Origin of the sequence: Pseudomonas sp. K5002, assembly GCF_013386655.1 — a bacterium.
GTDB lineage: Bacteria > Pseudomonadota > Gammaproteobacteria > Pseudomonadales > Pseudomonadaceae > Aquipseudomonas.
In genome coordinates this window covers 1-11,525 of sequence record NZ_JACARK010000456.1, presented here as the reverse complement: position 1 = coordinate 11,525, position 11,525 = coordinate 1, and the positions used below count along the sequence as shown (strand labels likewise).

Sequence of the window (11,525 nt, the reverse complement as noted above, 5' to 3'; positions counted from 1 at the left end):
CCGAGCAACAAGGCCACGATGGCCAGGCCGTTGCCACGGCGCGGGGCGGCGGTGACCGGTGTCTCAACAGGCGCATCAAGCGCGGGCTGAGCTTCATCTTTAGGCAAGGCTGTTTCGCTCACGTATCCATCCTTTGCGTATTAGAGAGTGGGAACGGAAACACTCCGTAACGCCACTAACAAAGCCGCGGCACTGGCGCCACGACAATCCACAACTTCTTGCGCGCCAGCGGCACGCGCCATCTCGGCGACTCGCGGGCTGGGCACGAACAACGGCAGCTGTGCCACCTGGGGCCAATCTGTACCGGCCAGCGCTTGCAGGTGTAAAAAACCCTGCCCACTGCTGACCACCACGCCGTTCAAGCGTTCCACGTTTATGCGCTGGGTCAGCGTTGCACGGTCGTAGTCCGGCAGGAAACGGCGATACAACTCCAGATAGTCGACACTAGCACCTTGCTCGCGTAAACGCTCAGCCAGCAGCTCTCGCCCGCCCTCGCCCCGCAGGATCAGCACCCGGGCGCCGGGCTTCGAGATAGCCTCGCGCAAGGCGACCAGTTCAAGCAAGGCTTCACTGTCGTCGCCGTCGTGGGGATAACTGACATCAAGGCCATGCTCGGCCAACACCTGCGCCGTAGCAGCGCCGACACTGAACCACGGTAACGCCGGCGGTTGCGGCCAGTGTTGAGCCAACAACTGCAAGCCCAGGCGCGCGGCCGGCTTGCTCACCACGATCACCGCGCAATAGCGGTCCAGCTCGCGAAAGACCGCCTGTTGTTCAGGCGTGACAGGCAGCGCTTCAATCTCCAGCAACGGCAGGCTGCTGCTGAAAATACCTTCTTCGGATAACGTCGCCGCCAGGGCCGCCGACTCCTCGGCAGGCCGCGTCAGCAGTACACGCCATTGCATCACTGCGGCCCGGCCTCGCCGTACACCGCTTGCAGAATGGCACCGGCGCCTTTTTCCAGCAGTTCCTCGGCGACCTTTATACCCAGGCTGGTGGCCTCGCTTTGCGGCCCGCGAATCTCTGCGGTGAGCAACAACCCACCACTCGGGTCGCCCACCAGGCCACGCAGCCAGAGGTTCTCGCCCTCAAGCACGGCGTAACAGGCGATCGGCACCTGGCAGCCACCGTTGAGGTGCTTGTTCAGGGCACGTTCGGCGGTGACGCGAATTTCGGTGTCCTGGTGATCCAGCGGCTTGAGCAGCGCATGAATTTCGCTGTCGGCGGTGCGGCATTCAATGCCCACAGCGCCCTGCCCGCCGGCCGGCAAGCTGTCTTCGACGCTGATGGCCGAGGTGATGCGGTCTTCAAAGCCCAAGCGGATCAAGCCGGCTGCCGCGAGAATGATCGCGTCATATTCACCGGCGTCGAGCTTGGCCAGGCGAGTATTGACGTTGCCCCGCAGGAAGCGGATTTGCAGGTCCGGGCGGCGGGTCAGCAACTGCGCCTGGCGACGCAGGCTGGAGGTGCCGACGACGCTGCCCAGCGGCAGCTCATCCAGGGAGGCATAGGTATTGGAAACGAAGGCGTCGCGGGGGTCTTCGCGCTCACAGATGCAAAACAGGCCCAGGCCTTCAGGGAAGTCCATGGGCACATCTTTCATCGAGTGCACGGCGATGTCGGCTTCGTTTTCCAGCAGCGCGGTTTCCAGCTCCTTGACGAACAGGCCCTTGCCGCCGATTTTCGACAATGGCGAATCAAGCAGCTTGTCGCCGCGACTGACCATGGGCACCAGGGACACCTTCAGTCCAGGATGAGCCTGCTCAAGGCGTGCTTTGACGTATTCGGCCTGCCATAAGGCCAGGGCGCTTTTACGGGTGGCGATGCGGATTTCGCGAGAGGACATGGATCAATCCGTACTGAATAGATACGGCAGATAATAACAGCTCAGGCAAATGCGCTTTGATTTGAATCAGCAAGTGCGGGGCCTCCCTGGCCGCGTCGCACCGGGATATGGGCGGTGAAGCTCGCGTCAGCCCTCGGGCTAAAGCTGCTGCATCATCTTGCGCACACCGGCGACATGGCGCCGGCTGACGATCAGGGCGTCGCCATTGAGGCCCTTCAGGAACAGCTGAAAGTGCCCAAGCGGCGTGCGCTGCAGACGCTCGATTCGCTCGCGGGCCACCAGCGCATTGCGGTGGATGCGCACAAAGCGGTCGCCAAATTCATCTTCCAACGCCTTGAGTGGCTCATCGAGCAGCACTTCACCAGCCTCGTGACGCAAGGTCACGTACTTGTGATCGGCGATGAAGTAGACCACCTGGTCCAGGGGAATCAACTCGATGCCCTTGCGGGTACGGGCGCTGATATGGCTGCGTGGCCCATTGCCGCCCTGGGCTGCGGGCTGGGTCAAGGCTGCCAGTTGGACACGATTGGGACGCTCGGCCTTTTTCAAGGCGCGAAGCAACGCATCGGCATTGATCGGCTTGACCAGGAAACTGGCGCCGCTGGCATCCAGGGCCTCGGAAGAGAACTCATCCTGGGAGGCGCACAGCACCACCGAAGGCGGCGATTCTCGCTCGCTCAGGCGGGCAGCCACCTGCAAGCCATCAAGGCCCGGCATGCGGATGTCGAGCAACACGACGTCCGGCTTGAGGCTGTCAATAAGGGCCAAGGCTTCCTCGCCACTGGTGGCGCTCGGCTCAAGGACATTGTAACCCTCGAGTTCACTGACCAAACGGCTCAGTCGCTCGCGGGCTTGGGGTTCGTCATCAACGATCAGGACATTCATATTGCGCTGGATTCCTGCGTGAGTCTCGCACAAGGATAGCGTAGACAGGTGCGGTGACTTCCGTCACGGCGATCCACGCTAAGACTAGCGCGAGCGGCAAAAAGTGCCCCGAGAGTGGCACCAATATTTACCCGGACCTGTTCAATCGCGCCCAAAGCCTGCTGCCTTCGGGCATCGTCGTAGGGTTTGCTGATACACAATACGAACACCCCCTCTCTAATGGATAGCCTGGAGTTCGACCTCATCGCCCGGCATTGGTGCAGTGCACCTTCCGTCAGCGCGAAGCTCTATCAGTGCAACTGTAGACGCTGGCGAAGACGATATTGCTCAATCGTCAAATATCGTTTCAATAAACACGCTTTGTTTGACCAAGGACCGCAAGTTTCCCCCCCGATCGGTCCTGGCTCCAGTCTCGTCCTGCGCGAGTCCGGGGGCAAGGCACTTAGCCATCTTGGAAACAAATAAAAATGCCCCGCCCCGGCATCGTCGCCTCCGGGGGCAACCCTGTTATTATCGGCGCCACACTTTCATGCCCTCTTTCCAGCAGATCACGAGCGAATCCATGAGCACCGACAAGACCAACCAGTCCTGGGGCGGCCGCTTCAGTGAACCCGTCGACGCCTTCGTCGCGCGCTTCACCGCCTCCGTCACTTTCGACCAGCGCCTCTACCGCCACGACATCATGGGCTCGATCGCCCACGCCACGATGCTGGCCAAGGTCGGCGTGCTGACCGACGCCGAGCGCGACAGCATCATCGACGGCCTGACCACCATCCGTGGCGAGATCGAAGCCGGCACCTTCGACTGGCGCGTCGACCTGGAAGACGTGCACATGAACATCGAGGCCCGCCTCACCGACCGCATCGGTGTGACCGGCAAGAAACTGCACACCGGTCGCAGCCGTAACGACCAGGTGGCTACCGATATCCGCCTGTGGCTGCGGGACGAGATCGACCTGATCCTGGCAGAAATCACCCGCCTGCAAAAAGGCCTGCTGGAGCAGGCAGAGCGTGAATCCGGCACCATCATGCCCGGCTTCACCCACCTGCAGACCGCACAGCCTGTGACCTTCGGCCACCACCTGCTGGCCTGGTTCGAAATGCTCAGCCGCGACTACGAGCGCCTGGTGGACTGCCGCAAGCGCGCCAACCGCATGCCTCTGGGCAGCGCTGCACTGGCTGGCACCACCTACCCGATCGACCGCGAATACACCGCGCAGCTGCTGGGTTTCGACGCTGTGGGCGGCAACTCCCTGGACGGCGTGTCGGACCGTGACTTCGCCATCGAATTCTGCGCCGCGGCCAGCATTGCGATGATGCACTTGTCGCGCTTCTCCGAAGAGCTGGTGCTGTGGACCAGCGCGCAATTCCAGTTCATTGACCTGCCGGACCGCTTCTGCACCGGCAGCTCGATCATGCCGCAAAAGAAAAACCCCGACGTGCCGGAGCTGGTACGCGGCAAGAGCGGCCGTGTATTCGGTGCGCTGATGGGCCTGTTGACCCTGATGAAAGGCCAGCCGCTGGCCTACAACAAGGACAACCAGGAAGACAAGGAACCGCTGTTCGACGCCGCCGATACCCTGCGCGACTCGTTGCGTGCCTTTGCCGACATGATCCCGGCGATCAAGCCCAAGCACGCCATCATGCGTGAAGCGGCCCTGCGCGGTTTCTCCACCGCCACCGACCTGGCGGACTACCTGGTACGCCGTGGCCTGCCGTTCCGCGACTGCCACGAGATCGTCGGGCATGCCGTGAAGTACGGCGTGGACACCGGCAAGGACCTGGCGGAAATGAGCCTGGAAGAACTGCGCCAGTTCAGCGACCAGATCGAGCAGGACGTGTTTGCGGTGCTGACCCTGGAAGGCTCGGTGAATGCCCGTAACCATATCGGCGGGACTGCGCCGGCGCAGGTGAAGGCTGCCGTGGTTCGCGGCCAGGCATTGCTCGCCAGCCGCTAAAAGCTTCGCGAGCAAGCCCGCTCCCACATTCGACTGCATTCCAAAGGTGGAACTCGGTCAAATGTGGGAGCGGGCTTGCTCGCGAAAGCCTCATCACAAACACCCAAGATCTATTTCTTGGCAGCAATCATCGCCATAAACGCCGGCATCGCCGCTTCCTTGTCCGCCGCCACCCGCTGGGCATTCGGCAGCGCCTGCAAGCGCTCCAGCAACGCCTTGGCCTTCGGCAACTCAGCCAACAGATCCAGCCCGAACAGCTTCCCGGCCACGGCACAGGCCAGGTCCACGCTGTACACAAAATACAAATCCGCAATCGTGAAACTGTCCCCCGCCACATACGGCGCAAACTTCCCGTGCCGCCCCAGCGATGCGATCCCCAGCAATAACTCCGCCCTGGACTTTTCCTTGATCGCCTCCGGCACCGGCATTCCGAAAAACGCCTCGGCAAAACACGCCCGGGCCGGCAACTCGATGTACAGCTCGATTTCCCTGCACAACGCCAGCACCTGGGCGCGCTGGAACGGCTCGCTCGGCAGCAGCGATCGTCCGCCCTGGGTCTGTTCGAGGTATTCGAGGATCACGCTGGTTTCGTTGATAAACCCTTGCTCGACACCCAGCACCGGCACCTTGCCCCGCGGGCTCACGGCCAAGGCTTCAGGGGTCTGGCCTGCGTAGAACGGCACCTCTTCGAAGGGCAGCCCTTTCTCCAGCAGCGCCAGTTTGACCATGTTGTAGTAGTTGCTGACCGAAAATCCATAAAGCTTGAGCATCACAAAGCCTCCAGGCCGTGTACGGGGTTGGCAGCAGTGGTTATAGATCGGGAGGCCGCGCCTGGCCAGCAGCATCAGCCGAGTGAATGGGGGTAGACTGGCGCCCTTTCCTCCAGGAGCCTGCCATGAGCGAGCCAACCGATATCGACAACGACGAAGAAGAGTTCGCCGAGACCACCTTGATTGAAGCGATCGAAAACCAGATCGAAAGCGACAACCCGCCCGCCGCCAAGGCCACGTTCAACAAGCTGACCCTGGTGGGCTACGAGCGCGAAGACATCCTGCAAATGATGGCCCACGTCCTCGCCATCGAAATTGACGCGCTGCTCGAAGAAGATCGCGCCTTCAATACCGAATGGTATGAAACTGCGTTGCGTGCGCTGCCGGAGCTGCCGCCCGAGAAGCAATAAGCCTCACACCGCGCTGGCCAGCAAACTCTTGCTGGCCACAATCCTGCCCCACATCAACACCGCATGAGTTCCGACTGGACAGCTCGCCCAAGTGCGTTCACCTTATGGCTGCTAACGTCTAAAAATTCCTAGAAAGTCTGGAGTCCTTATGTCGTATACCCCTGAGTTGGTTGCCGAACTGGAAATCCTTGCACTCTTCAACCTGGGCAGCTCCCAGGAAGGTCTGAAAGTTCATCAGACTGCCGCTCCCACTGCCATTGCCGCCGCCCGGCGCCTGTTTGATAAAGACCTGATCGACCAGCCAGACGGTGGTTACCTCACCAGCCTCGGCCGGGACGCTGCCGAACACGCACAAAGCCTGCTGACTATTCTGACGACCGCCAAAGAAGCCGCCTGACACCTCGTATCGCCCACGGGATCCTCTCTTCACGGATTCCGCGGGCATTCCCGCGCCCGGGATAAAATTCCGGCGTCAAAAACAAATTCCCTCTAAACCTCCTACGCTACTGGCTGTAAACTCCCACACGGCCGCCCACGTCGGGCCCTGCGAGCCACCGAGTTCGACATGACCCGCACCCACGAAATCCGCCCCGACCTGGACGAAGGCATCGACCGCAAGGTGCTGGCCCAGTTGCGCGCGCGGTTTCTGGCCCTGAACGAAGGCCGCATGGCCCGGGCCGTCGAGGGGCTGACACCACGCCAGCAAAGCGTATTGACCCTGCTGCCGCTGTTTTTCCACGTGAATCACCCGCTGTTGCCGGGCTATGTGTCGGGCAGCACGCCGGCCGGCCTGTCGAATTTTGAACCCGACGCGCAAGCCTTGGCCGAGGCCCAGCGCCTGACCCGCACGTTTTCCTACAAGCCCCGCCACGGCAACCCACCGCGGCCGATTCACGGCCTGTTCCTGATGGGCAGCCTGGGCACCCTGGCCCAGGCCGATCAAAGTGATATGGACGTGTGGGTCTGCCATGCGGCCGATCTCAGCGAGAACGAGCTGGCCGAGTTGCGCAAGAAATGCCAACTGCTCGAAACCTGGGCCCTGAGCATGGGCGCCGAGGCGCACTTCTTCCTGATCGAGCCGACGCGGTTTATCCAGGGCGAGCGCGACACCCAACTGAGTTCAGAAGACTGCGGCACCAGCCAGCATTACCTGCTGCTGGACGAGTTCTACCGCACCGCCATCTGGCTGGCCGGGCGCACGCCGATCTGGTGGCTGGTGCCGGTGTACGAAGAAACCCGCTATGCCGACTTCACCCACGCGCTGATTTCCAAACGCTTTATTCGCGCCGATGAAACCCTCGACCTGGGCCACCTGGCGCACATCCCGCCGGGTGAATTTATCGGTGCCGGCTTGTGGCAGTTGTTCAAGGGCATCGAATCGCCCTACAAATCAGTACTGAAACTCCTGCTGACCGAGGTCTACGCCAGCGAGCACCCGAAGGTGCAGTGCCTGAGCCTGCGCTTCAAGCGCGCTGTGTTTGCCAATCAGCTGGACCTGGACGAACTGGACCCGTACATCGTCGTCTACCGCCGGATCGAGGAGTACCTCAAGGCCCGTAATGAGCCGGAACGCCTGGAACTGGTGCGGCGCAGCCTGTACCTGAAGGTCAACCGCAAGCTCAGCGCGGGCCAGCGCACCGGGTGGCAGCGTTTGCTGCTGGAGCGCCTGGCCAGCGAATGGGGTTGGGACCAGCGCCAACTGGCCCTGCTGGACAGCCGCAGCCAATGGAAAGTCCGCCAGGTGGCCTCCGAACGCCGGGCGCTGGTCAACGAGCTGAACTACAGCTATCGCTTCCTGACCCAGTTTGCCCGCACCGAACAGACCGTCAGCCTGATCAACAAGCGCGACCTCAATGTGCTGGGCCGGCGCCTGTACGCTGCCTTCGAGCGCAAGGCCGGCAAGGTCGAATTCATCAACCCCGGCATTGCGCCCGACCTTGCCGAAGACACCCTGACCCTGGTGCAGTCGCCCAACCGCAAAGAGCCCGGCCAGCATCATTGGGGCTTGTACAACGGCAGCCTGACCGCCCTGGAATGGGAGCACTTCGCGCCGATCAAGCGCAGCCGCGATTTGCTGGAAATGCTCACCTGGTGCCACCGCAACGGTGTGATCGACAGCAGTACCCGCCTGGCGCTGCATCCTGGCAGCAGTGACATGACCGAATTCGAGCTGTTCAACCTGCTGGGCAGCCTGCAACAAACTGTCGTCCTGCCCCTGGCCAGCGTCGATGAAGACCGCCTGCTGCGCTCGGCAGTGCCCGAGGAAGTGCTGCTGCTGATCAACGTCGGCGTCGACCCGCTCAAGCATCACCGGGACTTGAACATCCTGATGACCACCGAGCGCACCGACTCCCTGAGTTACGCGGGCGTACGGGAAAACCTGGTGCTGACCCTGGACCAGGTCACGCTCAACAGTTGGAACGAGGTGATGGTCAGCCGCTATGACGGCCCCCACGCGCTGCTCGATTGCCTGCGCGACTACCTCAATCAGCTACCGCCCAATCACTTGCCGCGCTTGCAGGTGCGCTGTTTCTGCCACAACCGCGCGCAGTTCATTGCCCAGCGCGTGGAAGAAATCTTCGACACTGCGCAAAACCTGCTGCTGGGCCAGGAAAACCCTCGCTACCTGTTGCAGGTGCAACAGCACTACCACGTGATGGAGCTGACACCCGGCCAGGCCAACCATGTGTCACTGGCGACCCAGGACGCGCTGATCGCCTACCTCAGTGAGGAACTGGCCAGCTACAGCCCGCTGCACCTGGACACCATGGCCCTGGAAGACCACGACCTGGCGCTGCTGCTGCCCATGGGCCTGCCCGACTGTGTGCAGGTGTTCTACCGGATCAACGACGGAGTTGCCGAGCTGTACGTGCTGGATGAGTTCAACGCGCTCTGGCAGCAACACCTGCCGTTCCACGACGAGCAAAGCCTGTTGGTGCCGTTGCAGCGCTTCCTGCAGTCGATCATTTATCGCCGCGACGCGCTGCTGCCGCTGGATCCGCAACAGCCCTTCGGCGCGGTGCAAATCCTGTATTACCAGCTGTTGCCGTCAGGCAGCGGCCGTGCACGGCGGGCCGAACCGCGCCCAGCGCCGCAAACCCCGGCCAACAAGCCGTTCTACGACGTGCAGGCGATTATCGGCAAGGCAGCACCGGGCCAGGTGGGGATCACCTTGTACTGCAATCAACGGGAGTTTTCCGAGCTGGAATTTGGCGACCAACTGTTTGCGGTGGTCGCCCAGCAAATCGTCGGGCAACGCCGGGAAGCCGAGCGTTACCGCTGCTACATCACCGATCTGGACCTGTCCGGCCTGCTCGGTGATGTTCAAAGCCCGAGCAATCTGTACCTGCGCTACAAGGCTGATCTGGAACTGGCGCTCAATGAAGCGCTGAACCAGGTTTAGAGAGGAAAGGCGCCACCGTCTTTCGGCTGGCCTTCGACGCCGAGCAATTCAAGCTTGAGGGTCTTGCCACCCGGTGCTGGCCAGTCGATATGCTGGCCGACTTGCAGGCCCAGCAATGCACTGCCCACCGGCGCCAGGATCGAGATTTTGCCTTCGTCGGCGTTCGCGTCCTTGGGGTAGACCAGGGTCAGGTGATAGTCCTTGCCACTGCCTTGTTCACGGCAATGCACGCTGGAGTTCATGGTCACGACAGATGCAGGCACTTCATCGTGGCCAACCACTTCTTCGGCGCGGTCGAGTTCGTGTTGCAGGGCTTCAACGCCCGGCGACGCCTCGCCGACACGGTCGATCAGTTGCTCAAGACGCTGCACGTCAAGACGGGTGAGGATGATGGAAGGTGCGGTCATGATTCAGGCAGACTCCTTTTTTCTGCACAAAAAAGCAAAACCCCGCCAGGAAAAGGCGGGGTTCTCACGGACCTCGATGAGTTGAGGTGTATCCGGACACTACCACAGCACAATAAATAAACAAGACGGCCTCAGGCGCAGGTCCTGCGCTGCTCGGCCTGGGCGACGATCACGCGGCGTCGCGCATCGTCGGCAGAGCGCCATTCGCGGATGTCTTCCACATGACGGAAGCAACCGAGGCAGACTTTGTGCTCATCCAGCCGACATAAACTGATACAAGGTGACGGCACCGCCGGGCTGACATTGCTGAACAGCGGCTTGGGCGGGCGTACGGGAACGGGCTGCGTCACGATCAGATCTCGTCGAAGTCCAGCTCGACGCCGGCTTGTTCCTGGGTGAGGCGCGCGAGCATTTCGCTCAGCAGCTCATCGGTGGTGTCGTGGGTCCAGCGTTTTTCTTCTTCATCGTAATCGAAGTGAAAACCACCGGAACGCGCCGCCAGCCATAGCTGACGCAGGGGCTCCTGGCGGCTGAAAATCAATTGGGTGCCATTTTCAAACTTGACGGTGAGCACACCGGCCGAGTTCTCCAGGTCCACATCCAGGCCGCTGTCGTCGAAAATATCCTCCAGCGCTTGCTGGGTCGCATCCACCAGGTCGTGAAAACGCGCTTCGGTCAAACTCATTGTGGGAACCTCGAAAAGTGTCTGGTCTCGCTCAAGCGCCGCACAATACGGACGCGCCATCATGATTGCAAAGGATACCGATTTCATTACCCACAGCCGTGTGAATTATCCTCGATTGGTGTAAGCACAATCGCAACAAACTCGGCAAAGCCCCGCCGGACGGGTATTTCGGCGCATAGGCAATCCGGCGGGTGGTCGGTATACTCGGGCGCAATTAATGCATATTCAAGGATTTCGCCATGAAGCGCCTGATCTCTTCCCTTGCTGCGCTCGTCGCGGTCGCTTGCCTCGTTAGTGCCTGTGGTCAAAAAGGCCCGCTGTATCTGCCCGATGACAGCAAAGACCCGAATGAACAGGCGCAATCGTCGCAAACCAAAGCGCACAAGCACGACACCTACTAAGGGAACATCATGGACGCTTTTAACTACCGGGACGGCGAGCTGTTCGCGGAAGGTGTCGCGCTGTCCGCCATCGCCGAGCGCTTTGGTACCCCGACCTACGTGTACTCCCGTGCCCACATCGAAGCGCAATACCGCTCCTTTGCCGATGCGCTGGAAGGCACGCCAAGCCTGGTGTGCTACGCGGTAAAAGCCAACTCCAACCTGGGTGTACTCAATGTCCTGGCGCGCCTGGGCGCCGGTTTCGACATTGTGTCCCGGGGCGAGCTTGAGCGTGTGCTGGCCGCTGGCGGCAAAGCTGACAAGATCGTGTTCTCCGGCGTCGGCAAGAGCCGCGAAGACATGCGCCGCGCCCTGGAAGTTGGCGTGCACTGCTTCAACGTCGAATCCACCGACGAGCTGGAGCGCCTGCAAGTGGTGGCCGCCGAGATGGGCGTTCGCGCGCCGATCTCCCTGCGGGTCAACCCGGACGTCGACGCCGGCACTCACCCGTACATTTCCACCGGTCTCAAAGAGAACAAGTTCGGCATCGCCATTGCCGACGCCGAGGACGTGTACATCCGCGCCGCGCAGTTGCCGAACCTGGAAGTCTTGGGTGTCGACTGCCATATCGGCTCGCAACTGACCAGCCTGCCACCGTTCCTCGACGCCCTCGACCGCCTGCTGGCGCTGGTCGACCGCCTCGGCGAGTGCGGCATCTACCTGCACCACATCGACCTCGGTGGCGGCGTGGGTGTGCGTTATCGCGACGAAGAGCCGCCGCT

The 11,525-nt window shown here is 61.6% G+C and carries 13 protein-coding genes and 1 pseudogene; 6 read left to right on the top strand and 8 right to left on the bottom strand.

Annotated elements, in window-relative coordinates:
- The 4 genes and pseudogenes from HX846_RS40440 to HX846_RS20280 all read right to left on the bottom strand — a co-directional run.
- Positions 1-122, bottom strand: a pseudogene (locus HX846_RS40440) (heme biosynthesis operon protein HemX); the annotation flags it as partial.
- Between the two features lie 18 nt (positions 123-140).
- On the bottom strand, positions 141-908 hold the full coding sequence (locus HX846_RS20290) for a uroporphyrinogen-III synthase (protein WP_102604070.1): 768 nt from the start codon (positions 906-908) through the stop codon (positions 141-143).
- The gene (gene hemC, locus HX846_RS20285) at positions 905-1,846 is read right to left on the bottom strand and encodes a hydroxymethylbilane synthase (protein WP_008439333.1); all 942 of its coding nucleotides are present in this window, start codon (positions 1,844-1,846) and stop codon (positions 905-907) included. The genes HX846_RS20290 and hemC overlap by 4 nt, the downstream gene beginning before the upstream one ends.
- 138 nt (positions 1,847-1,984) lie before the next feature.
- Complete coding sequence (locus HX846_RS20280) at positions 1,985-2,731, bottom strand: LytTR family DNA-binding domain-containing protein (protein ID WP_003208820.1); 747 nt, start codon at positions 2,729-2,731, stop codon at positions 1,985-1,987.
- 562 nt (positions 2,732-3,293) lie between these two features.
- On the opposite strand from HX846_RS20280, the gene argH reads away from it, so the two are divergent.
- A complete protein-coding gene (gene argH, locus HX846_RS20275) occupies positions 3,294-4,688 on the top strand; it encodes an argininosuccinate lyase (protein ID WP_003208818.1) in 1,395 nt (464 codons plus the stop codon).
- Between the two features lie 110 nt (positions 4,689-4,798).
- Here argH and HX846_RS20270 read toward each other — a convergent pair whose 3' ends face one another.
- Positions 4,799-5,458, bottom strand: coding sequence for a glutathione S-transferase family protein (locus tag HX846_RS20270; RefSeq protein WP_003208816.1), 660 nt, complete (start codon positions 5,456-5,458; stop codon positions 4,799-4,801).
- Positions 5,459-5,583: 125 nt separating this feature from the next.
- Here HX846_RS20270 and HX846_RS20265 point away from each other — a divergent pair, with 125 nt between their 5' ends.
- From HX846_RS20265 to HX846_RS20255, 3 genes are all read left to right on the top strand, one after another.
- Positions 5,584-5,868 carry a hypothetical protein gene (locus tag HX846_RS20265; protein WP_003208814.1) on the top strand — a complete coding sequence of 95 codons (285 nt, stop codon included), beginning with the start codon at positions 5,584-5,586 and terminating at the stop codon, positions 5,866-5,868.
- 148 nt (positions 5,869-6,016) lie between these two features.
- Complete coding sequence (locus HX846_RS20260; protein WP_003208812.1) at positions 6,017-6,265, top strand: TIGR02647 family protein; 249 nt, start codon at positions 6,017-6,019, stop codon at positions 6,263-6,265.
- A gap of 168 nt (positions 6,266-6,433) precedes the next feature.
- Positions 6,434-9,271 (top strand): class I adenylate cyclase, encoded by a 2,838-nt coding sequence (locus HX846_RS20255; RefSeq protein ID WP_178965981.1) that lies wholly within the window; start codon positions 6,434-6,436, stop codon positions 9,269-9,271.
- On the opposite strand, the gene rnk is transcribed toward HX846_RS20255, so the two are convergent.
- The 3 genes from rnk to cyaY all read right to left on the bottom strand — a co-directional run bounded on the left by rnk (position 9,268) and on the right by cyaY (position 10,363).
- The gene (gene rnk, locus HX846_RS20250; protein ID WP_003208808.1) at positions 9,268-9,678 is read right to left on the bottom strand and encodes a nucleoside diphosphate kinase regulator; all 411 of its coding nucleotides are present in this window, start codon (positions 9,676-9,678) and stop codon (positions 9,268-9,270) included. The genes HX846_RS20255 and rnk overlap by 4 nt on opposite strands.
- 131 nt (positions 9,679-9,809) lie before the next feature.
- Positions 9,810-10,028, bottom strand: a complete 219-nt coding sequence (locus HX846_RS20245; RefSeq protein WP_003208805.1) for a DUF1289 domain-containing protein — start codon at positions 10,026-10,028, stop codon at positions 9,810-9,812.
- 2 nt (positions 10,029-10,030) lie between these two features.
- Complete coding sequence (gene cyaY / locus HX846_RS20240; protein ID WP_003208803.1) at positions 10,031-10,363, bottom strand: iron donor protein CyaY; 333 nt, start codon at positions 10,361-10,363, stop codon at positions 10,031-10,033.
- A gap of 239 nt (positions 10,364-10,602) precedes the next feature.
- Here cyaY and HX846_RS20235 point away from each other — a divergent pair, with 239 nt between their 5' ends.
- A complete protein-coding gene (locus HX846_RS20235; protein ID WP_003208801.1) occupies positions 10,603-10,764 on the top strand; it encodes a lipoprotein in 162 nt (53 codons plus the stop codon).
- A 9-nt stretch (positions 10,765-10,773) separates the two neighbouring features.
- On the top strand, positions 10,774-11,525 hold a 752-nt coding region (gene lysA / locus HX846_RS20230; RefSeq protein WP_178965980.1), incomplete at its 3' end, for a diaminopimelate decarboxylase.